14 protein-coding genes are annotated in these 23374 nt (G+C 45.6%); 11 read left to right on the top strand and 3 right to left on the bottom strand.

Annotated elements, in window-relative coordinates; genetic code table 11:
• Positions 1-88: 88 nt before the first annotated feature.
• A complete protein-coding gene (locus tag RA156_RS15095) occupies positions 89-3388 on the bottom strand; it encodes a lamin tail domain-containing protein (RefSeq protein WP_306641271.1) in 3300 nt (1099 codons plus the stop codon).
• A gap of 140 nt (positions 3389-3528) precedes the next feature.
• On the opposite strand from RA156_RS15095, the gene RA156_RS15090 reads away from it, so the two are divergent.
• The 8 genes from RA156_RS15090 (at position 3529) to RA156_RS15055 (ending at position 15002) form a co-directional block, all read left to right on the top strand.
• Positions 3529-5277, top strand: coding sequence for a T9SS type A sorting domain-containing protein (locus RA156_RS15090; protein ID WP_306641270.1), 1749 nt, complete (start codon positions 3529-3531; stop codon positions 5275-5277).
• A 127-nt stretch (positions 5278-5404) separates the two neighbouring features.
• Entirely contained in the window at positions 5405-8737 is a 3333-nt protein-coding gene (locus tag RA156_RS15085) for a DUF4175 family protein (protein WP_306641269.1), read from the top strand.
• 13 nt (positions 8738-8750) lie between these two features.
• Positions 8751-9167 carry an ATP-binding protein gene (locus RA156_RS15080; RefSeq protein ID WP_306641268.1) on the top strand — a complete coding sequence of 139 codons (417 nt, stop codon included), beginning with the start codon at positions 8751-8753 and terminating at the stop codon, positions 9165-9167.
• Positions 9160-9588: an rRNA maturation RNase YbeY gene (gene ybeY, locus RA156_RS15075; protein WP_306641267.1), complete on the top strand. Its 429-nt coding sequence runs from the start codon at positions 9160-9162 to the stop codon at positions 9586-9588. The genes RA156_RS15080 and ybeY overlap by 8 nt, the downstream gene beginning before the upstream one ends.
• 31 nt (positions 9589-9619) lie before the next feature.
• Positions 9620-11482, top strand: coding sequence for a tRNA uridine-5-carboxymethylaminomethyl(34) synthesis enzyme MnmG (gene mnmG, locus RA156_RS15070; protein ID WP_306641266.1), 1863 nt, complete (start codon positions 9620-9622; stop codon positions 11480-11482).
• Between the two features lie 210 nt (positions 11483-11692).
• A complete protein-coding gene (gene amaB, locus RA156_RS15065) occupies positions 11693-13240 on the top strand; it encodes an L-piperidine-6-carboxylate dehydrogenase (protein ID WP_306641265.1) in 1548 nt (515 codons plus the stop codon).
• Between the two features lie 68 nt (positions 13241-13308).
• Positions 13309-14538 carry a peroxiredoxin family protein gene (locus RA156_RS15060; RefSeq protein ID WP_306641263.1) on the top strand — a complete coding sequence of 410 codons (1230 nt, stop codon included), beginning with the start codon at positions 13309-13311 and terminating at the stop codon, positions 14536-14538.
• Positions 14535-15002: a hypothetical protein gene (locus RA156_RS15055; protein WP_306641261.1), complete on the top strand. Its 468-nt coding sequence runs from the start codon at positions 14535-14537 to the stop codon at positions 15000-15002. Before RA156_RS15060 ends, RA156_RS15055 begins: the two co-directional genes overlap by 4 nt.
• Here RA156_RS15055 and RA156_RS15050 read toward each other — a convergent pair whose 3' ends face one another.
• Positions 15003-16577 (bottom strand): M28 family peptidase, encoded by a 1575-nt coding sequence (locus tag RA156_RS15050; protein WP_306641260.1) that lies wholly within the window; start codon positions 16575-16577, stop codon positions 15003-15005.
• The gene (gene rpiB, locus RA156_RS15045; RefSeq protein ID WP_306641259.1) at positions 16574-17005 is read right to left on the bottom strand and encodes a ribose 5-phosphate isomerase B; all 432 of its coding nucleotides are present in this window, start codon (positions 17003-17005) and stop codon (positions 16574-16576) included. The genes RA156_RS15050 and rpiB overlap by 4 nt, the downstream gene beginning before the upstream one ends.
• A gap of 485 nt (positions 17006-17490) precedes the next feature.
• On the opposite strand from rpiB, the gene RA156_RS15040 reads away from it, so the two are divergent.
• The 3 genes from RA156_RS15040 to RA156_RS15030 are packed head-to-tail and all read left to right on the top strand — an operon-like array spanning position 17491 to position 23369.
• On the top strand, positions 17491-19014 hold the full coding sequence (locus RA156_RS15040; protein WP_306641258.1) for a toxin-antitoxin system YwqK family antitoxin: 1524 nt from the start codon (positions 17491-17493) through the stop codon (positions 19012-19014).
• 5 nt (positions 19015-19019) lie between these two features.
• Positions 19020-22604 carry a PAS domain S-box protein gene (locus tag RA156_RS15035; RefSeq protein ID WP_306641257.1) on the top strand — a complete coding sequence of 1195 codons (3585 nt, stop codon included), beginning with the start codon at positions 19020-19022 and terminating at the stop codon, positions 22602-22604.
• A gap of 15 nt (positions 22605-22619) precedes the next feature.
• Positions 22620-23369, top strand: coding sequence for a response regulator (locus tag RA156_RS15030; protein WP_306641256.1), 750 nt, complete (start codon positions 22620-22622; stop codon positions 23367-23369).
• Positions 23370-23374: the final 5 nt, after the last annotated feature.

Raw genomic sequence — 23374 nt, 5'->3', positions numbered from 1 at the left:
ATCAAATGAAATCTAATTGTCAGACTTCCACAATAGAAGGAACAAAAAAGCCCTGCGATTGCAGGGCTTCATTGAATGCAATCTTTTCTTACTTCACCATGATGCGCATCACCGATCTATGCTCAGCAGCGTTCACTTCCATGGTGTAGCTGCCTTGGGCTAGTTGACTTAGGTCAAGATTCACAAGCATGTTGCCTGCTCCAGCTTCTTGCACCACTACGCGACCTGTGGCGTCAAAAACACGGATCAAGTCAATGCTCGTATTCGCTTTCACGGTCATTTGTCCGTTCGTTGGGTTCGGGTAGGCGATCAACTCCAACGCGTCGAGTTCATCTACACTATCGATCCCTACTTCAATCACGAAGGTGAATTGGTCTTGACAAATACCTTCACTATCGAAAGCGGTCAACGTTATGGTGTAGGTTCCAGGAACCGTATATGTATGACTCGGCCCTTCTTCCTGGGTTGTGGTGTCGTCACCGAAGTCCCATAGGTAGTTCGCTGCTCCTTCGCTCATATTCGCGAAAGAGATCTCCTCTCCTACCTCAGCCGTTGCGGGTGCGTCGAATGACGCGAATACTGGCGTACTCAAATCTGCCAAGTAACGTGGTAAGATCTGGTAACCATCATCAAACGGTTCGCTTGAATCAAACTGACCGCCGATACCAAAGATGGAGAACACCCCTTCCGGCACATCAGTACCGAAGATGTCTGTATCCGCATCAATTCGGAGTTCGAACTCGTCACTACCGTCGGTTACAGTTACACTAAACCCTGGTTCGCTATTCGTCCATTCAGAAGGGTCTACAATCTCCATACACTTCAATTGGATCATGTTTGACTCTGTCGTTTCATTCAGCTCATCCACGAGTTGCGGTTCGTATAAATCCAAGCCGCTTTCAATGAGGATGATTGTGTCAGGAACAATCTGCGTTAACCCGCTAAATTGATCAATGGTTCCGATAATGTGTAGGCTGTCACCTTCTGCCACATCGTACGAGAAATTGTTTTCAGGGTGGTACACATTGATTCCATCCGTGTCATCAATCAAAGTGAACTGAACCCCGTCAGGATTGGTGTTCAGGCCATGTGAGATGCCTCGAAGTTCACAAACAACACCAAGAGAATCTGCAGATAAGGTTTCACTATTTCCTGAAACCTCTGTAATGTCGTACACTGGAATGATGTCGTCAGAAGGAAGGATCGTTACAATCAAAGAAGAAATCAAAAACTCTGCTTCGCTGACTTCCTGAAGTTCAATAATGATGTCTTCTGCCCCTTCTAATTCTAGGTCGTCAATCGTGTTGAAAGTAAAGCTCATGCTTTCGAATTCACCTTCTGGGAAGGTCATATCCACCGGCATCTCATTTTCGAAGTCTACTTCTTCTGTCGCTGAACCTCCAGCATATACTACCTGAACGTCTGTTTCCGCAATCGGGAAGGCGATGTTTACAGTGACCGTCACTGAATTCCCTTCGACCACATTGATGTTCGCCGTGCTAAATCCTAGCGTTGGTACTTCTGGGTAGTTACATGGAACCACGGTGTGATCTCCCAAGAACCCAAAAGTGTCTTGTGGGTAGGCTTGCCACTCGTCTTGAGCGATGTCCCAATCTGTTTGCCCTTCTGTTACCGTTGGGTAGCGAACGATCGTGTGCTCTCCAAGGCTTCCTGCTCCACCGTCTACTTCCCATGGTGTGGCCTTTCCTGGGTTTTCTCCGACGATTCCGATGATGTCGATTTCTACTCCGTTGTTGCGAAGCACGATGGCATCGTTTCCGTTGAAGAAGGTCACGTTGTTGAAGATGTCTGACTCCGCAGTAATCTGTGGGTTCGCATTTGAATTTCCGATAACGTACACCTCTCCTGGCTCGAGCATACCTGACATGTTCAGGGTGTTTACCGCCACAATCGATCCGTCATTATAGGTTGATACCGAGTAAGCACTCAAATCAATCGTAAAAGGTGTTGGGTTGTAAATCTCAAGCGCCTTGTTCTGTGAGTTTCCTTCAATGTATTCTGAGAAGAATAGGTCAGAACAACCAATGTCTTCCGAGCACAACACTTTGTTGATCTCAATCGCGTTTTCAGAAATTGAAACACAGTCGTCAGAAGAAATCTGTCCTACTGGCTCACCGGGTTGAATCGACTCGGTGTCAAGGTTTCCTGTGTAAGCCACTCCGTAAAGAAGGCAGACCGCTGGGTCAAAGCCTCCGAAATCGTACTCGTCAAAATCAAATACCTCTATGATCTCTCCGAAGAAATCTGTGAGTGCATACAGGTACTCTTGCTCTTCGGTGTCAGTAATCTGGCTAATCTGAACAACCGTTTCGAATCCGTTCACACAAATCGCCACCCCTTCTGTTGAACCGTTCACGAAAATGGTTCCTCCATCACAGTTTGGTGGGATGCAGTTCACCTTGTTAATGGTCAAGAAGTTGGTTGAAAGAACGGCACACATTGCCGCGTCAAGCCCTTCAACGGGAGAGCCAGCTCCTGTTGTTTCCTCATCAAGCGCTCCCATAGCTGAAAGACCCCATACGTGATTTACGCCTTCTGGCTGCCCAAGGAAATCAAAGCTGCTTCCAGGGAGGATAGAAATGATGTTGTTATTCTCATCCGCCAAGACGAAGTAGTAATCTGCATCAGGCGTGGTGTTCATGAAGTTGAACTCAAGAATAGATGGTTCTTGATCAACACAGATTTCTGTTGTTGATTCTTCAATTCCTTCGAAGCCAATGCTTCCTCCGTCACATTGCAATTCGTTGGTAAAGCCAGGAGTCGGTTCCTGAGCTACATAGGTGCTTGTAATGAACGGCGCTCCACCATCAGGGATTCGAGCAACCGCATCGCCACCTGAGTTTGAGTTCGCCGATTCATTCGCCTGACCTTCGCCTTCATTCAATAGTGCGAGTAATCCTTCGTCATCTGAATCGTTGGTTTCATAAACCACCGCGTCAACGAGGTTGTCGAAAGTAATTGCGGTGTTCGTTGGGAAGTCATCGCCATTCGCTTGGTACAAGGCAATCGCATCCGGACCATTCTGAAGCGTGTTGTCGTTGATAATCATGTCAACGTTTGGTACTGCAGCAGAACCCAAAACAAAGAATCCGTTTTCGTCTAAAGACATACCATCAAGATCAAAGCTTCCGTAGCTCTGATCGCTCGATCCGTTGTACAGTACCACCACATATCCATCAAGAGGAAAGCTGGCTGGACCATACAGTTCAATGAATTCTAACACATCAGTACCAGGACTATCAGAGTCAACCTCATTGATCACCACGGTGTCATCAACGCCTTGCGTTGCAAAGGTGTTCAGATTGATCTCCTGTTGTGCGTTGAGTGACAGCGAAACCATCGCTAAGAGAGTGATTAACAAACGCATATTAGGGTATTTAGCATTTTTCGGACTTGCGAAGGTAATACGGTTCTGCGGTTTACGAATTAAGTCAGAGTTAAATCCCTGGCATTCTGGAAAGCACAGCTCAGGAAATTTGGCTACTTTGATGTGTCCAAAACCAACTTATGAAGCTCTTCTATACCTTGCTATTCGCCGTTTTAGTGGTGTTTGCTCAAGCGCAGTGTCCTGATTGTATGCCTGATGAAATGTGTGTTTCTGAAGACGCGTTCCCAACGATTTGTCCTTTGGTATTACCTGACGCTACCGCGGGAAGCTATTACGAAACCGTATTGACCTTCTACCTGCCTTCAGAGATAGTAGATCCGGATACTCAATTAGAAGCTGAGCTCAACCAGGTGACCATCACCAGCGTAACGGGAACTCCTTTCGGTATCGAGTGGCAAGCCAACAGCCCTGACAACACTTATTTTCCTAGCCAAGGAGAGAACTACGGTTGTGCTACCATTTGCGGAACCCCATTGGTTCCGGGTGAATACCTGGTCAACATTTCTGTAACCGTTGTCGTGACAGCCTTCGGTTTCGAACAAGAAGTGCAAGAAGGCTTTGCGCTCCCGCTCAATGTGCTGCCTGGTGAAGGGGGCAATACCTCATTCACTTACAATGACCTCTTTGGCTGCGGTTCGCTAGATGTAGCGTTTGAAGCCTTGATTGACGGGGCTCCAGGAGTCACTACCTACGACTGGGATTTTGGAAACGGGAACATCGGAAATGTGGCTACACCTCCTGTGCAATCATACAATGATGCTGGTGAGTACACCGTGACTTTAGAAACGACGATCGAAGATTACACCCTGAATTCAGTGGTGTTGTCACAGCTTTCCAGTGGATGGGGAGGAGATGTTGAAGAACTCTCGGAAGCACTTTTCAATCCTGATCCCTACTTCATCATTTACGATGGAAACAACGCTCCGGTCTATACCTCGAGCGCCATTGAAGACCAAGGCACCGGCACCTGGAGTAATATTGGGTTGATCTTGAACAACCCTCCGTATTCCATCGCTTGGTTTGACCAAGACTCAGGCGGTCTATTTGGCTCTGATGATGATGCGCTGGGCTCAGCCTCTTTTGAAATTCAGACGGGCGATCAAGCCTTCAACGGCGGTGGAAATGAAGGTTCAATCAATGTTAGTTTAGAGGTGACTACTGTTTTCTCTAACGAGGAAACGGTCACTGTTTTCCCGATACCTGACCCTACATTCTCCATACTTGAAGACCCGGCAACACTTGACTACGACAACGAAGAGTTTGCCACATTCGTTTGGACCTTGTTCGGCGATACCGTTCAGACAGGTGCACAAGATTCGTTGGTTCTCAGCTCACCGGGTATCTATCAATGCGAGGTCACAAACATCTACGGATGTTCAGCCTGGTCTGAGGAATACGTACAGTGTCCTGAAATCTCAATTGTCTTTGACAATGGGGATTCAACCCTCACCGTGGCTGGTGGTTTCGATAGCTACACTTGGTTCTTTAACGGCCTCGAAGTAACAGGGCAGGAAGGACCAGTGCTCGAAAACGCAGTGCCTGGGAACTATGGTGTAACGATTACGACATCATACGGCTGTGAGGTGTCCGCAGAAGTATTTACCGTGCCGGTGAGCGTCATTGATCTCGACATGGCGAAGATCAAGGTTTGGCCAAACCCTGCGCAAGACGTGTTGAATCTAGAAGTGCCGGCCGGCATTTGGGACGTGCAAGTGTTTGATAATCAAGGACGTGTGGTGCGAAACGCGCAAATCAACTCAACAGGTCTGAGCGTGTTCAATGTTTCTGATTTGAGTGATGGTCACTACCTCGTTCGCCTTGCGCAAGACCACTCCGTTCTTACCGCCAGGGTGCTGATTCAGCGTTAAATAATTGCAAAAGGAGGCCCATATGAGATTTCTGTGAACTTACTGGGCCTTGTTTCCGTATTTTTAACGTGGGGAATTGTTTCCTCGCTTTGGAGAAACGGAAATGTCAGAGAAGAATAATTCACTCTTGCTGAACAAACTCGACGCGTTCATCAAGAAATACTATACCAATCGCATTCTTCGCGGTTTGCTGTACAGTGTGGGTATCATCGTTGGTACTTACCTGTTCGTCACCGTGTTTGAAGGCTTTGGGCGATTCAACAGCAACGTTCGAACGATGTTGTTTTGGGGGCTTGCCATCACGAGCCTGTCTATCCTTGGATACTATGTGGTGATTCCACTGTTGAAGCTGTTCAAGATGGGAAGAACCATCTCGTACGAAGAAGCTTCCATCATTGTTGGTGATCACTTCCCGGATGTAAAAGACAAACTTCTCAATACGCTTCAGCTTCAAGAAGAGCACGGTATATCAGGTTCTGACAGCCTGTTGGCCGCTAGTATTGATCAGCGAATGGAAGAACTTTCTCCGGTTCCATTCTCGTCTGCTATCGACTTCCGTGAAAACAGTAAGTACTTGAAGTATGCGCTGCCTCCATTGGCGGTATTGATCATTCTCCTATTCGCCGCTCCTTCGCTTATCACTGATTCTACTGACCGTATTCTTCGCTACGACGAAGAAATCGTAGAACAAGCGCCATTTGATCTAATCATTGGCAACGAGGCATTGAGTGTTCCTGAACGCACAGACTTTACCCTTCAGGTTTCGGCAGAAGGAGAGGTCGTTCCTGAAAAAGTATACATCGATTTGAGCGGAAATAAGTTCAAGCTCTCGAACGATAGTCGAACAGATTTCACCTACGAATTCCGCAACCTAGACGCTACACAAGAGTTCATGTTGGTAGCGGATGGATTTGAGTTCGGTCCATACACCTTGGAAGTATTGGCGCGTCCGGTATTGGTGAATTTCGACGTTAGTCTTGATTACCCAGACTATACCGGCCTAAGCAACGAAACACTGCGTAACGCAGGTGATTTGAGCGTTCCTGCCGGAACAAAAGTGAGCTGGAACTTCAACACACAGAATACCACAGAGCTGTTTTTGTCCATTGCAGACAGTAGCATGAAGCTTCGTCAAATTGGAGGAGACGCATTCGGCGCTAGCCATATTGCAACGAACAGTCAGAACTACACGATTGCACCATCAAACGAACTGATTGGTGTCAGTGACAGCATGCAATACCGTCTTCAAGTAACCCCTGATCGCTACCCGGTGATTCAGGTTGAAGAAGAACGTGACTCGGTTGCGATCAAGCAACTCTTCTTCACCGGTGATGTGCAAGATGATTACGGATTCCGTCGATTGACGTTCAATTACGCGTTTGTTGCGAGTGAAGATGAAAATCGTCCGTTGAATGAGTACGAGCGTGTAGATCTAGCGCGCCCACAAGGAACAGCTGATGGCTTCTTCCACTACTGGGATCTTGGAGAACTCAACCTTCAAGCAGGAGAGGAGATCACTTACTTCTTTGAGGTTTGGGACAACGACGGTGTGAACGGATCTAAGTCTACACGCACCCTGAATCGCGTATACGCGGCTCCATCTACGGAAGAGGTGCGTGAAGAACGAGATCAAGAAAACGAAGAAATTAAAGACAAGCTTGAAGAGAGCATTGACGACGCCAAAGAACTTCAAGATGAGCTAGAAGAACTACGCCGTGAACTACTTGAAAAAGAAGAGGTGGGGTGGCAAGAGAAGCAGAAGCTCGAAGAGATCCTTGACAAGCAGAAGCAGCTAAAGGAGCAAGTAGAAGACATTCAGCGCCAGAATAAAGAAAAGAACGAACGCCAGAACCAGCTCGACCAGCAGAATGAGTCAATTCAGGAGAAGCAAGAACAGCTTCAAGAGTTGATGAATGAAGTGATGAACGAAGAGCTTCAAGAGCTCTACGATGAGATCCAAAAGCTCATGGAGGAACTCGACAAAGAAGAGCTTCAAGAGCAGGTGGAGCAGATGGATATGGACGCTGAGGACTTGGAAAAAGAACTCGATCGTGCCTTAGAACAGTTCAAGCAATTAGAGTTCGAACAGAAGATGGAAGAAACCATTGACGAACTCAAAGAACTTGCTGAGGATCAGAAAGAGCTTGCTGAAGAAAGCAAAGACAAAGAAGCTGATAGCGAAGAACTTAAGGAGAAGCAAGACGAATTGAACGAGCGTTTTGAAGAGCTCAAAGAAGAGATGGATAAGCTCGAGGAAATGAACCAAGACCTCGAAAATCCGAACGCGATGCCTGATACGGAAGAAGAGCAGGAGAGCATTGAACAGGAAATGCAGGAAAGTTCTGAGCAGCTAGACAAGAATAAAAAGAACAAAGCCTCTGATTCTCAGCAGAATGCAGGTGAACAGATGGAGCAAATGGCCCAACAAATGGAGATGGCCATGGAAAGCGGTGAGTCTGAACAGATGGAAGAAGACATGGATGCTCTTCGGGCTTTGTTGGAGAACATCATTACCCTCTCGTTCGATCAAGAAGGCTTGATGGGCGACTTCAAAGTAGTTGATAAGAACGACCCGAAATATGTGCAGTACGGACAAGTGCAGCGCAAGCTAAAAGACGATGCAAAAATGGTGGAGGATTCACTCTACGCGTTGAGCATGCGTATTATGCAATTAGCACCTATCGTCAACAGAGAAATTGGCCTGGTCAATAGCCACATGGGAGATGCACTCGATGAAGTAGGTGAGCGCAACACCCCAGAGGTAACCATGCACCAGCAATACGTGATGACCTCGTTCAACAACTTGGCATTGCTGCTCGATGAAGCCCTACAGCAAATGCAGAATCAAATGTCTTGTCAAAAGCCTGGACAAGGGAACTGTGAGAAGCCTGGTGGAAACGGTCAACCTAAGCCATCTCCATCGGCAGGAGAGATGAAGAAGATGCAAGAGCAGCTATCGAAGCAGCTAGAGCAAATGAAGGAACAGATGGGCAAGAGTGGTAAAGATGGCCAAGGAGAAAATGGCAAGAAGCCAATGAGCAAAGAGCTCGCTAAAATGGCCGCTCAACAGGCCGCTATTCGACAGATGATGGAACAGATGGGCCAGAAGCTGAATGAAGATGGAAGTGGCAATGGAAATGGCTTTAAGCAGATCGCGAAAGAAATGGAGCAGATCGAAGAAGACATCGTCAACAAGCAGATTGATCAACAGACCATCGAGCGTCAGCAAGACATCCTGATTCGACTGCTAAAAGCAGAAGAATCAGAGCGTACCCGTGGAGAAGAAGAGAAGCGTAAATCACGCACTGGAGACCAGAATTTGAAAGGTGAGCCAGACTCTATGGAAGAGTATCTGCGTAAGAAAGAGAAGGAGATTGAGCTGTTACGAACAGTGCCACCTTCATTGAAACCGTACTACAAAGAGAAAGTCAACGATTATTTTAATAATTTGGATCGCTAATTACAGACGTTCAATGACCACACCGGAGACCGGAAATGTAGTGCGCTTTGCTTCTCAGACCGAGAACATTGCTATCGTAGAAAAGCTGATCGATCAAGTCGTTGAGAACTTCAAGGTCACAGAAGATCACTATGGAAACATCTTGATCTCTTTGACAGAAGCGGTCAACAATGCGATCGTACACGGCAACAAACTTGACGAAGAGAAGCAAGTTATGGTTCGCTACGAGATCGACGGAAAGACTCTTCGTTTCTTTATCGAAGATGAAGGTCCTGGTTTTGATTACGACAATCTTCCTGATCCAACAGCTCCAGAGAATCGTGAGAAGCCTAACGGACGTGGTGTATTCTTGATGCGAAACCTCGCTGATCACTGCGAGTTCCACGATGACGGAAAGCTCGTTCAACTCGAATTCGAAGCTCTTGCTTGATTCTTCAATTGCGTTCACGAACGCTGACACTTCCTATCGCCTACGTAAGCTTCGCTCTGTTAGAAACTGGGTGAATGATTGCATCCAAAAACACGACCATGAGGTAGGTGAAATCACCATTGTTTTCTGTAGCGATGACTACCTACTTGACATGAATCGTGAGCATCTGAATCACGATTACTACACTGATATCATCACCTTCGATTACACTGAAGACACCCTCGTCTCAGGCGATCTTTTTATCTCTCTTGACCGTGTGAAAGACAACGCTAAAAGTGGTGGGTCAACCATGACCGACGAGCTGCACAGGGTGATTATTCACGGGGTACTTCACTTGATGGGATACAAAGACAAGACTCCAGCTGATCAAACAGTTATGCGAAGTAAAGAGGATTACTGCCTAACTTTGCGCACCTTTTAGTTTTTGACGTTTCACGTGGAACAATTTGCACATGCTACGAGATTATGATGTCATCGTTGTAGGTGGAGGACACGCCGGCAACGAAGCCGCAGCCGCTGCTGCCAACCTAGGATCTTCCGTCCTGTTGATTACCATGAACATGGGAACCATCGGACAAATGAGCTGTAACCCCGCAATGGGAGGGATAGCCAAAGGTCAGATCGTTCGAGAAATTGATGCCTTGGGTGGTTACTCTGGGATTGTTAGCGATAAATCGGCTATTCAATTCCGCATGCTTAACCGTTCCAAAGGACCTGCCATGTGGAGCCCAAGAACGCAGAATGATCGTCTCATTTTTGCTACAGAATGGCGCCTCATGTTAGAGCGTACACCGGGCGTAGACTTCTGGCAAGATATGGTCAGCGGACTACTTATCGAAGGCGAAAAATGTGTTGGTGTGGAGACACAAATGGGTCTTCAAATCAAAGCTAAAAGTGTTGTTCTTACGAATGGAACCTTTCTCAATGGCCTCATTCACCTTGGTGAAAAACAGTTCGGGGGTGGACGTGCAGGTGAACGAGCAGCTACTGGTATCACAGCTCAACTCGAATCTTTAGGGTTTGAGTCTGGTCGAATGAAAACAGGAACACCTCCACGTGTGGATGGCCGTTCTTTGAATTACGACGTGATGGATGAGCAACCTGGAGATGAAAACCCTAGTGGATTCTCCTACCTCGCACAACATCGTTTGACCACTCAACGTAGTTGCCATATCACTTATACCAACCCAACGGTACACGACATTCTGAAGGAAGGATTTGATCGCAGTCCGATGTTCAATGGTCGGATTCGAGGTAGTGGCCCAAGATATTGTCCGAGTATTGAAGACAAGATTGATCGCTTTGCAGAGCGAGATCGACACCAAGTTTTTGTTGAGCCAGAGGGGTGGGATACCGTAGAAGTCTATGTCAACGGTTTCTCAACGAGTCTACCTGAAGAGATTCAAATGAAGGCGATGCGAGAGATCCCAGGATTTGAAAATGCTCGCATGTTCCGTCCAGGTTATGCCGTGGAATATGACTACTTCCCGCCAACGCAATTGCGCCATACACTCGAGACAAAATTGATTTCGAATCTGTTCTTCGCAGGACAGATTAACGGAACTACTGGATACGAGGAAGCCGCATGCCAGGGTATGATGGCAGGTATCAATGCACACCACAAAGTCAACGAGAAAGATCCATTCACACTGCAACGTTCCGAAGCATACATCGGTGTGTTGATTGATGACCTCGTCACGAAGGGCACGAATGAACCTTATCGCATGTTCACGTCAAGGGCAGAGTACCGTATTCTTCTTCGTCAAGACAATGCCGATGAACGACTCACTCCACTTGCCCATAGTCTAGGTTTAGCCTCTGATGAACGCATGGAATTAGTAGGGAAGAAGCAAGAGTCTATGAAGTCGCTTCGGAAATACATGGACAAAACCAGCATCTCTCCTGAAGAAGCGAACCCTGTTCTTACAGAGAAAAACAGTGCGCCGATCAAGCAAAAAGTGAAGCTGTCGTCTGTGATTACTCGTCCGCATATAGACATGGAAACACTAGCCAACGCCAGCGAAATGTTCCACGTGGAACTTTCGAAGTACGATCCTGTGGTCATCGAGTCTGTTCAGATCATGCAGAAGTACGAAGGGTATATCGCTAAGGAGCAAGAGATGGCTGACAAGATGAACCGACTTGAAAACATCATCATTCCATCAGACATTGAATTCGATCGATTGACATCCATGAGTAGTGAGGCACGTCAAAAATTGAAAGATGCTCAACCTGGAACGATCGGACAAGCCTCTCGCGTCAGTGGGGTGTCACCGGCGGATATTTCTGTCCTTTTAGTCTACTTAGGTCGATAACCCCCTAAATGTTCCACGTGGAACATGTTTGAGTCGTTTTAAGGCCTTTTAAGCCTGTTTCACCCTTCGCTAGGGGTAGCATATCAATAATTCGAGAAACAAGAAAATCACCCCATTTCCGTTAGTGATGATAGTTTACTGATTTTCAATTGTTTACGTAATTTTCGCCTTGATTAGCATTGTAGTACCTTTGTGGCCTAATAAAACGCAATGGAAACCACAACAGCACTTGACATTCGTTCAATTCTGAGTGACCTCGGAATTAAAGAACAGAATCACGGTACAAGCACAGGAAGTGATCACTTCGGAAATGGACCGAGCATTACTTCATACACACCAGTAGATGGTTCTGCTATCGCATCGGTGAGTACAACTACTAAAGAAGATTACGAAAAAGTGATTGCGACGGCTACATCAGCTTACGCACACTGGAGAAATATTCCTGCGCCCAAGCGTGGTGAAATCGTTCGCCAATATGGAGAGGCGCTTCGTGAAAAGAAAGAAGCACTTGGCGCATTGGTGAGCTACGAAATGGGTAAGTCTTACCAAGAAGGTCTTGGAGAAGTACAAGAGATGATCGACATCTGTGACTTCGCTGTAGGTCTTTCTCGTCAGCTGTACGGTTTGACAATGCACTCTGAGCGTCCAGGTCACCGCATGTACGAGCAATGGCACCCACTAGGTATTGTAGGTATCATCTCTGCGTTCAACTTCCCTGTTGCCGTTTGGAACTGGAACACTGCTATCGCATGGATCGCTGGTGATGTTTGTGTATGGAAGCCATCTGAAAAAGCTCCTATCTGTGGTGTTGCTTGTCAGAACATCTGGGAAGATGTTGCGAAAGCAAACAACCTGCCTGAAGGTATCTCTTGTCTTGTGAACGGAGATTACACTGTAGGTGAAATGATGACAACTGATACACGCATTCCATTGATCAGTGCAACAGGTTCTATCCGTATGGGTAAAATCGTTGGACAAACAGTTGCCGGTCGTCTTGGAAAGTCTCTTCTCGAGCTTGGTGGTAACAACGCTGTGATCATTACTCCTGAAGCTGACCTTGAAATGATTATTCCAGCATTGGTATTCGGTGCTGTTGGTACGGCAGGACAACGTTGTACTTCTACACGTCGTCTCATCGTTCATGATTCAATGGTAGATCGTGTTACTGAAACATTGGTAAAAGCATACGGACAACTACGTATCGGTGATCCATTGGATGAGAGCAACCACGTTGGTCCATTGATCGATAAAGATGCCGTAAACGCATACTTAGGTGCACTTGAACAAGTGACAAAAGAAGGTGGTGAGATCATTACTGATCACGGTGTACTTGAAGGACCAGGGTATGAGTCTGGATGTTACGTGAAGCCAGCTATCGCTAAAGTAGAGAACCACTACCACATTGTACAGGAAGAGACGTTCGCTCCTATCCTTTACGTGATGTCTTACTCTGATCTTGATGATGCTATCGCTAAGCAGAATGGTGTGAAGCAAGGACTTTCATCAGCAATCATGACAGGAAGTATCCGTGAAGCTGAGCAGTTCCTCTCAGCAAATGGATCTGACTGTGGTATCGCCAACGTCAACATCGGAACTTCTGGTGCTGAAATCGGTGGTGCATTCGGTGGTGAGAAAGAAACTGGTGGCGGACGCGAGTCAGGATCTGATGCCTGGAAAGCGTACATGCGTCGTCAGACGAACACGATTAACTATGGCCGTGATTTGCCTCTAGCTCAAGGTATCAAGTTCGATATCTGATCTTAGCATTCCACGTCAAAATATGCATTGAAGCCTCCAAATTCGGGGGCTTCTCTTATCTTCACCCAATGCGCCTTTACTTACTACTAATACTCCTCATCGCTGGATGTACTTCGCAGGTAACTCCAGATGAGAAACCATCTGAACCAAAAAGTCCGCTAACAACAGGTAATTGGGCCTTTGAATACGAGCTCGCTCCAGACACCATGCTGAAGCAACACGTATCCATTGACAGTACTTTCCGCTTTACTTTTCATAACGGTGAAGAAGAGATTACTACCGACCCTGCGATGATCGGCGGAGATAGCATTTACATCGAAATGCCTGTCTACCACACTTACTTTATTGGAACCATTTCTGAGACCAATACCATTGATGGTAACTGGTACAATCCCGCTCGTGGGGGAGATTATATGATCCCATTCCACGCTAGTGTATCAGAAGAGGAAATGATGGCTACAAAAGGAGAAACGGAAGAGCAGACCTATGACGTTTCATTCAGTCCGAATACTGACGATATGTACCGCGCCCTTGGTCAATTCAAAACTTCTGATGGTTCAATCACCGGTACTTTCGAAACAGAAACTGGTGATTATCGCTACCTCTACGGTGAAACGGTAAATGGAAAAAGTACCCTCCAATGCTTCGATGGAAGTCACGTCTTTTGGTTTGAATTTGATCATACAGCAGACAGCATCGCCGGGGTATTCAAAAGTGGAACACATTGGCATGAGTCATTTGAAGGTGTTCGTGATGACACTGCCGAACTTCGAGATCCTTTTGAGATTACAGAATTGGTGAGCGATGAAGCACTTGCATTCACAGCCATTGATATGGACGGTGAACTCATGGAAATCAACGCGGAGACTTTCGCTAACAAAGTGACTATCGTACAAATCTTCGGTTCTTGGTGTCCGAATTGTCTTGATGAATCACGCTACTTCGCAGATCTTCATGCACGTTATGCGGATCAAGGCTTACAGATTCTTCCGATTGCTTTTGAACGATCTGATGACTTCTCTACCAACCAGATTCATCTTCAGAAATACATTGATGAATTGGAGTTGCCTTATACCATTTACCTTGGTGGAAAGGCTAGCAAATCAAAGGCTGCTGAGAAGTTTCCTATGCTAAGTAATATCAGCTCATTCCCAACGAGTCTTTTCATTGATGGGGACGGAAATATTCGTCACATCCATACAGGCTTCTATGGTCCTGGAACTGGTGTGAAATACGAAATGTACCAGGAAGCAACAGAAAGCATCATTTCCGAGTTATTGGAAGAAAGTACTTCATGAAAGACCTCGGTGTATTCCTTCTCGCACTTTCAATCCCATATTTTCTCGTCTATCTAGTCGGATTTAGTGGTATTGGCGATGGAATGACACATGATAGTGCTGATACACTCAATGAGCATTTAATCGGCTTAATGCACGCCTTCAACTGCATTATCGTTGCCGTACTTTGGAATCGGCATCAGCAAAGTCAATCAAATGAAGACCTGCTAGATTCTGAAGAAACTTCACCAAACACCAAGGTTTTCGCCCCAGTCAAGAATCCAATCTTAAAAGGAGTACTCTTTCCGTTGGCATTTTTGGTGAATCTCGCCGGGATGACCTACATGATTCTCTTTGCCGTGAACATGGAGCTTTCACTCAGTGCTTGGCTCACAGCAGAACTGCCGTTGCTTTTTGTGTTTGCAACGAGTATACCTGGTTCGCTTATCGGTGGTGTATTCTACTACCGACTCATGAACTCTTGATCACTCAAAATCATTCTCTACATCTACCACTAGACGTTGATCACGATTCGCAATCTCCCATGCCGTATGGAAGATCAATTTCGCAATCGTTGAAGTCTTTTCGTACATGATCTTATCAGGTGTATCCGTAGGCTGGTGGTAATCTTCGTGCACCCCTGAGAAGTAGAAGATTACTGGAATACCATGCTTCGCAAAGTTGTAGTGATCACTTCGGTAGTAGAATCGATTCGGATCGTCAGGATCATTGTAAGTGTAATCCAATTCCAACTTTGTGTAGGTAGAGTTCATCGCCTCACTCGCATCGTGCAGCTGTGTGCTCAACTTATCAGAACCAATAAGGTAGATGTAGTTCTCATTGTCAGCATGCGCCTCATCAACTCGTCCGATCATATCTACGTTCAAGTCACAAACCGTATTCTCTAGCGGGAAAATTGGGTTTTCAGAGTACCACTCACTTCCAAGGAGTCCTTTCTCTTCACCACTCACTGTCATGATAAGAACACTTCTTCGTGGTCCGTTTCCATCTTTTTTGGCCTGCATGAATGCTTCAGCAATTTCAAGCACAGTCACCGTACCTGAGCCATCATCATCAGCTCCGTTAAAGACTTCCGTTTCGTTCTTTCCAACGTGATCATAGTGAGAGGTTACCACCACTACTTCATCAGCCAATTCAGGATCCGATCCAGGAATGAAACACAGTACATTTTCACTGGTAAACTTGCGTTGCTCACGCTGTACGCTAATGCTCACCTCCTTTGAAAGTTCCTTATAAATCGAAACTCCTTTCTTCATGATCTTCTTCTGAAGCTTCGCTAGTTTACCGCCTTTACCGTTCGCAATCAACTCAGCAAAGTGCTCCTCAGAGGTGAAGAACATAGGGAGTACTTCAGTACGCTCTTCGCGTTCCATGTCAAGGCTCATCCCTGGATTCTCTAACCAGTACTTGATTCTACCAATGTACTGGTCGTAACCCGGACGGTATGTGATGAGTGCTTTTGCACCCATTTCCATCGCGTAGTCACGCTTCATTCTCCAATCGGTAGTCCACTCAGAAACTTTGTCGTTTCCTGTAATGATTGAGTTTCCTTCTGAATCTTTTGGTTCACCTGGAAGAACGAATACGATCTTTCCTTTGACGTCAATGTCTTTGTAATCGCTGTAGTTGTCAGCATTTACTCCGTATCCGGCGAATACGGCTTCACCTTTAATCTCTTGAGCGCTGAATCCTGAAAAGAAGTAGAAGTCTTCATAGAATGAAAGATTGATGTCTCCCATCATAAGACTTCCTTTATTCGTGCGTTCCGTTTTCAATGGGAACTCTTGGAAGTAACTACCATTCACCACAGGCTCAACTCCTAGTGACTTAAAGTAGTTAGCAATATATTCCGCTGCCATCTTCTGGCCCTTTTCACCTGTCTCGCGACCTTCGTATTCATCGCTTGCCAGGATCATCAGGTGCTCCTTCAATTCGTCTGCAGTGATTGTTTCTGCATACTTAACTGCCAATGAATCAATCTGTTGGGCATTGGTACCCATCGCTAGAAGAACTAGCGCCATTACAATGAACTTCCTCATGAACATGCAATTTTTCCTACTCGACGATCATGTCTTCCTCCTTCAAAATCAGTCTTGAAGAAAGTTTCGATAATCTCCTTGGTTACGTCCTCATCAACAAATCGAGCAGGGATACAACAAATGTTTGCGTTGTTATGCTGACGAGCTAGGGCAGCAATCTCAGGTGTCCAGCACACAGCTGCACGAATCCCTTGGTGTTTGTTCGCCGTCATGGCCACACCTTGGGCAGATCCACAGATCAATACACCGAGTTCAGCATCTCCAGATTCTACAGCTTCAGCTGTTGGGTGCGCGAAATCAGGGTAATCTACTGAATCACCTGAATGCGTTCCTTTATCATCTGCCTCGTGTCCGAGAGCGCTTAATACCTCTTTAATGAAATCTTTACGCTCGTATCCGGCGTGATCTGCTCCGATTGCTACTTTCATTTCTGAATCTTTGCCTCAAAAGTAACCACATTTGCACGGTTACCATTGAACCTGGTCAAGACATATGACCTTATATCAAGAAAATATCGACGTTGTCAACAAAATGTTAAGTAGATGTTAGTTGGTGTTAACTAGTCATGACAAGTTTTAGTTTGAAATGCGAAAATTTCTTCCAGGTATAAAAGCTTATGAACAATCGCAGAAAGTCTCGGTACTATTTTTGCGCACATTCATGAACGAGGAATGAAGATTTATTAAACGCTATGCACAAGGTTGGTTGTACACATTCAATAACACACCTAAATGTTGATATGTACGTTATGACCTTGGTATTCAAGAAGAAAAATTGTGAGTAGAATGTGGGTAAATCCCGATGAATGTGTACAAATTACAGAACCAAGAAAACTTGGACTACATTTTACACGGTACTAACAAGCCTATAATAACATCTATTCCTTTTTTAAAGAATTAGATATTCATTATTAATGAAGTTGAAAACTCTGATAAGCTCCCTGAGCATCCTCTTTTTTTGTGTGACAGTCTCAGCCCAGATTGACACCACAGATGCAGGCTACACTCAATTCTTTTATGCCAATGGAGTGTTGTCGAGCGAGGGGGTCATGAAAGACGGATTACCTACCGGCACTTGGAAGACATATTTCGAGAACGGATTGCTGAAAACAGAAGGCGATCGTAAAAACGGAAAACTAGAAGGCTCTTGGAGTTTCTATCGAGAGAATGGTGAGCTCGAGCGCATCATCAACTACAGCGAGGATTTGAAGCAAGGCGAAGAAATCGAGTTTTCTGAAGAAGGAAATATGATTTCGATTACACCGTGGGATCAGAATCAAAAACAAGGGGAAGCGAAATACTTCTACGAAAGCGGTGAGCTTTACCGCACCTTGACATTCGTTGACAACAAAGAAGAAGGGAAAGGACAAGAATTCGCGAAAGATGGCCGAATTATCACTTACCTCAATTACGAGAACGGCTTCCTACGCAGTATTGAAAAGTTGAATCGATTCAATCGCGAAGGCAAGAAAACCGGATACTGGGTAGAGTTCTTTCCGAACGGGAAAAAGAAAGAAGAAGGATACTGGACGAACGGCGTCAAAAATGGAGTCTTTAAGATCTACAAGAAGAATGGCCGACTCGATCGCATTGAAAAATACTTGGGTGGAGAGCTTGTCACAGATGCTGATGAGGCAGTGATGCTCGACATTCGAAAAGAATACTACCCAGATGGACATCTGAAAATTGTGGGTTCATATCGAGATGATTCCAAGCAAGGGGTATTCCGTGAGTACAACAAGGAAGGTGAGATCATCACCAGCTACGTGTACGACGGCAATGTCAAATTGGGAGAAGGAATTGTGGATGCGGAAGGTAGATACCAGGGTCCGTGGAAACTATTCTACCCAACGGGAGAAATCCGTGCGGAAGGGGAGTATGTAGACGGACTTCGTGAAGGCAAGTGGAAATTCTATTTCCCTAGTGGAAAGAAAGAACAGAATGGAAACTACCGACAAGGGAAGCCTCATGGATCTTGGACTTGGTTCTTCGAAGATGGAGAAACACAACGTGAAGAGGTCTACCGAAAAGGAAAAGAAGACGGCGAATTCGTAGAGTACGATCGCAACGGTGAGATCATCCACAAGGGAATGTACATCGATGGATATAAGAATGGACCGTGGTTTTATCATGTCAATGACCACAAGGAAGAAGGCGAATACATCGATGGTGAGAAGAACGGAGAATGGCTCTACACCTACGATAATGGCAAAAAATACTTTCAAGGTGAATTCCTAAGTGGTGTTCCAATCGGGAAACATCGATGGTGGTATCGCAATGGTCAAGTGAAGATCTTCGGAAAGTACGAGGGTGGCGCTAAAGACGGCGATTGGCGCTACTACGAGGAAGATGGAATCTTAATTGTTACCATCAAGTATGAGATGGATGAGAAAGTAAAGATCAATGGTGCTAAATTACCTGCAGATTTCGAAGAGTAGGTAACGTGAACAAAGCACTCCTTCAGTGGGTAGAACGTAATCAAGATGCACAGTTAGTGGTGAGCGCCGCTGACCATACCATGGTGTGCGTGAATGATAGCGCAAATTGGTTTCTCCAAAACCTAGGAGTTGACACTGAAGACAATGCACTTCCTGAAGAACTCAAAGATTTACTGACCCGATCTACTGAAGAATTGAGCAGTGGAAATTGGGTGGTTGAAGAGTCATCTACCTTCGGCCAAGTCACGATTGCTCCGTTCTGTGGAGAACAATCGCATGCCTTGATTAGCCTCCATCATCCTCAAATGATTTACCCTGGGAGCCATGCTGTCAAGGTATTTGAGAACAATGTCGCAGGTATCTACGAGACAACCTTGGATGGAGAAATTCTAGCGTACAACGATGCCTTTTGCCAATTAATGGGTTACACAAAAGCTGAGTTGGCGAAGCTCAATGGAAATGCACTGTACGTCCACGAAAAAGACCGCGCGAAATTCCTTCGTGATTTGATCAAAGAAGGAAGCGTTCGAAACAAAGAAGTTCGCTACCAACGCAAAGATGAGTCGATCGCTTACTGTGTTGAGAATGCCTATGTGATCGATTATAATGGCAAACAGAGCATTGTAGGGACCTTAGTGGATATCACCCAGCAAAAACGATTTTCAGATCAATTTGAGGCTTTATTTTACGCTAGCGCGGATGCAGTAATGCTACTTGATGGAAAGAAGGTAGTAAGGGCAAATAAGCGCGCCTGTGAGCTTTATGGACTAGAAAAGCATGATCTCGTTGGACTGAATGTCTTCGATCCGAAAGATGGATTGTTTGTGTTATCGCCCAGCGAACGCGAATACCTCGACATCAAAATTGATCGCATGCGTATGGGAGAACCCCAGCGTTCAAGCGTTCTTTCGAAGAGAAGTGATGACAGTCAGTTCTATGCTGAGCTGAATCTTTCCCGTCTGGATGAAATCAATCCAGAGAACATCCAGCTGGTTGTGCGAGATGTCAGTGAACGTGTGTTCTATGAAGAGGCACTGAAGGAAAGTGAAGAGCGATTCAAACTCCTTTCCGAGGTGGCCATTGAGGGGGTTGTGTTTGTGGTTGACCGAAAAGTGCGCGACTGCAACAAGCAGTTTGTGGAGCTCTTTGGATACAAGAAGCAAGAAGAAATTTTAGGTCGAGACCTCCTTGATTTCATCTCAGAAAGTGAATGGAGAAGACTGGAACAAACCCTCAGTATTCGCAGCCTGAATCGAACAGAAATTTACACCAGTACACGAGATGGACGTCATCTTATCTTGGAGTCTACCGGTAGTAAAATCGAGTTCCAGAATACAGACTTTAGTGTATTCCTTTTCTACGACATCACGGCTAGAAAACGCACAGAACAAGCCCTTGAGCAAAGTACCGAGCGTTTCAAATCGGTAGTAGAGAATTCACCGAATGGCATCATGATTTTGACCGACGGTGAAATCAAATATGTCAACAGCTCAGGTATCAAACTCTTCAACGGTGAAGATGAAGATGATCTCTACGGAGAGAAATTTATCGACTTCTTTGACCACGAAGATGCGGTGCAAATTGAACGTGATCTCCAATCAGTGCGGGAAGGAGAAGACATTGAATTGCGCGAGTACAAGATCAGAAGAGGTGATGAAGAATTGGTCTTAGGACTAAAAGCCACCCTTTCTGTTTACGATTACAAGCCGTCGATCCAAGTGACCTTGAACAACGTGACACTTCGTATGAAGTTGATGCAAGAAACCTTGCGTGCACAGTTGGCAGAGGAAATCAATGTGGTCTTGAAACGGGAGATTGAAGAGCATAAGCGAACACAGCAGAAACTGCGTGAAGCAGAAGACTTCTCTCGAAACATCATTGAGAGTTCGATTGATATGATCATTGCGGTAGACCGCGATAACCGCATTACAGAATTCAACCAAGCGGCCTTGCAGCAGTTCGGATATCGCTTGGAAGAAATCATGGGTGAAAGCTCTGAGGATCTTTACCGAAACAAGGCAGACTTTAAGCGAGTGCAGAAAGAGTTGAGAAGCAATGAAGCTTTCTCAGGTGAGATTCAGATGGTGTCGAAATCAGGCAAAACCTTTACAAGTTTGCTCTCTGCCAGTATCATGAAAAATGATGAAGACGAGGCCGTCGGATTTATGGGTGTGGCGCGTGATATCACTGAACTAAAAAAGAGAGAACGCGAGCTTCGAGAAAGTGAAGAGCGCTATCGAGATCTCTTTGAGAACGCATCGGATTTGATTTTTTCTATTGATGCTGATGGACGATTTATCTACGCGAACAACGCCTTCTTGGAGGCGATGGAAAGCACCCGTGAAGAGCTTGATCAAATGCAGCTGAAAGAAATTGTTGCAAACGATGCCATTTCCAAATGCAATGATCTCGTCGCCGCCTTCGGCGGAAAACCACTTGAGCTGGATTTCATTTCGCGAAGTGGGAACATCATCAAAGTATTCGGCGATAGCTCCATTCGATACAACGAGGGTCAAGCGGAATCCATCCGTGCGATTTACCGAGATATTACCGATTTGCGCCGCCATGAAGAGGTGGCACTGAAAGAAGGAGCGAAGCTCGAATCCATCTTCAATTCCACGGAGAATATGATGATGTGGACGATGGATGTCAATGGTGAATTGACTTCGTTCAATCAGAACTTCATCCGATGGACTGAGCACGATTTCGGCGCTAGCTATGCCATGGGAGATAACTTCTTGGAGGCCTTGAAAGGTTTTACCAATCCTGATTCATACCAAGGTCAGTTGAAGAACTTCGAGGCGGCGGTAGAAGGGAAAGCACAGCAGTTCGAACTACCGGTATTGAATGCGAAAAACGGGGAGTTGTGGTTACAGGTATTCATCAACCCGGTGCGCATCAAAAATGAATTGGCAGAGGTCTCATGTCTGGCTTACGACATCACAGATCGAAAGGAGATTGACCTGAAGATTCGAAACTCCCTCAAAGAAAAAGAAGTACTGCTTCAAGAGGTACACCACCGTGTGAAGAACAACCTTCAGGTGATCAGTTCCATCTTGAATCTGCAAAGTTCATTCGTTGACGATGAACGCACACTGGAGCTACTTGAAGAAAGTCAGAGCCGCATCAAAACCATGAGTTACATTCATGAGACGCTCTATCAGACTTCTGATTTTAGTTCGATTGAATTCACTGATTATATCTCTTCGCTAGCGCGGAATTTGATCCTGTCGTACAGCCGAAGTGATGTTCAAGTGGATCTTGAAACGAAATTTGACAAGATATTTCTCGACCTGGATCAAGCCATTCCTTGTGGTTTGATTATCAACGAGCTTGTAAGTAACGCCTTGAAATATGCCTTCCCTGATCGGGATAAAGGCACCCTGACCCTGAATATCACCGAAAAAGAAGGGAAGATCGCGATGTTGGTGGCGGATGACGGTATTGGACTCCCAAAAGACTTCAAATACGAAGATTCAGATTCATTGGGTATCTATCTGGTTTACGCATTGGTAGAACAACTCGATGCAGAGATCAAGATCGATTCTGAAGCAGGCACTACCTTTTTGATTACATTTGAAAAGCGATAAACACCACCCTCCCACATGTCAGTTAACATTCTAGTCACTGAAGACGAAAGTATCGTCAGAAAAGACATCGAAAGAAGCCTTAAGAAATTGGGCTACAACGTCATAGGCTCTGCCGATACAGGCGAAAAAGCAGTGGAGTTAGCGGGGAAGTTAAAGCCGGATCTAGCCTTAATGGACATCATGTTGAAAGGCGATATGACCGGAATAGAGGCAGCGGAGCAGATCAAAAGTTCGATCGATATACCGATCATTTTTCTAACAGCATATGCGGACGATTCCACCTTGGCAAAGGCCAAAGTGACAGAGCCCCATGGTTATATTCTTAAGCCCTTCAAAGAGATCGACATCCATACGTCGATTGAAATGGCCATTCACAAGCACAAAAAAGAGAAGGAGTTTAAGGTCGAAGCAGAGCTCTTAAAGAGCATGGCGGAACACAAAGATGACGCTGAGTATTTGTTCGTGAAACACCAGTCAGCACTGGTAAAGTTAGATGTCAATGAGGTGCTATTTGTGGAGGCATTGAAAGACTATGTAGTCATTCATACGCCGGAGGAGAAATACACCATCCACAGCACCATGAAAGACATTGAAAGAAAATTGCCAGGAAAACATTTTTTAAGAGTTCACCGTTCATACATTACGAACATGGACCGAATTCGAGCTATCACTTCTAATGGTTTGATCCTGGAAGGAACCGAGAAAGAGATACCGATTGGTGGTTCGTACAAAGATGCACTCGGGAAACGCATCAACCTGCTTTAGAAAAT

It is taken from the genome of Sanyastnella coralliicola, assembly GCF_030845195.1.
GTDB lineage: Bacteria > Bacteroidota > Bacteroidia > Flavobacteriales_D > Sanyastnellaceae > Sanyastnella > Sanyastnella coralliicola.
Note: the sequence above shows the minus strand (reverse complement) of the source record. Positions and strands in the feature narration are given on the sequence as shown.

What these genes read in the sequence shown, in the direction of transcription:
- amaB (WP_306641265.1), top strand. Translation starts at nt 11,693, where the DNA reads ATGGAAACCACAACAGCACTTGACATTCGTTCAATTCTGAGTGACCTC.
- mnmG (WP_306641266.1), top strand. Translation starts at nt 9,620, where the DNA reads ATGCTACGAGATTATGATGTCATCGTTGTAGGTGGAGGACACGCCGGC.
- RA156_RS15050 (WP_306641260.1), bottom strand. Translation starts at nt 16,577, where the DNA reads ATGAGGAAGTTCATTGTAATGGCGCTAGTTCTTCTAGCGATGGGTACC.
- rpiB (WP_306641259.1), bottom strand. Translation starts at nt 17,005, where the DNA reads ATGAAAGTAGCAATCGGAGCAGATCACGCCGGATACGAGCGTAAAGAT.
- RA156_RS15055 (WP_306641261.1), top strand. Translation starts at nt 14,535, where the DNA reads ATGAAAGACCTCGGTGTATTCCTTCTCGCACTTTCAATCCCATATTTT.
- RA156_RS15040 (WP_306641258.1), top strand. Translation starts at nt 17,491, where the DNA reads ATGAAGTTGAAAACTCTGATAAGCTCCCTGAGCATCCTCTTTTTTTGT.
- RA156_RS15080 (WP_306641268.1), top strand. Translation starts at nt 8,751, where the DNA reads ATGACCACACCGGAGACCGGAAATGTAGTGCGCTTTGCTTCTCAGACC.
- RA156_RS15095 (WP_306641271.1), bottom strand. Translation starts at nt 3,388, where the DNA reads ATGCGTTTGTTAATCACTCTCTTAGCGATGGTTTCGCTGTCACTCAAC.
- RA156_RS15030 (WP_306641256.1), top strand. Translation starts at nt 22,620, where the DNA reads ATGTCAGTTAACATTCTAGTCACTGAAGACGAAAGTATCGTCAGAAAA.
- RA156_RS15090 (WP_306641270.1), top strand. Translation starts at nt 3,529, where the DNA reads ATGAAGCTCTTCTATACCTTGCTATTCGCCGTTTTAGTGGTGTTTGCT.
- RA156_RS15060 (WP_306641263.1), top strand. Translation starts at nt 13,309, where the DNA reads ATGCGCCTTTACTTACTACTAATACTCCTCATCGCTGGATGTACTTCG.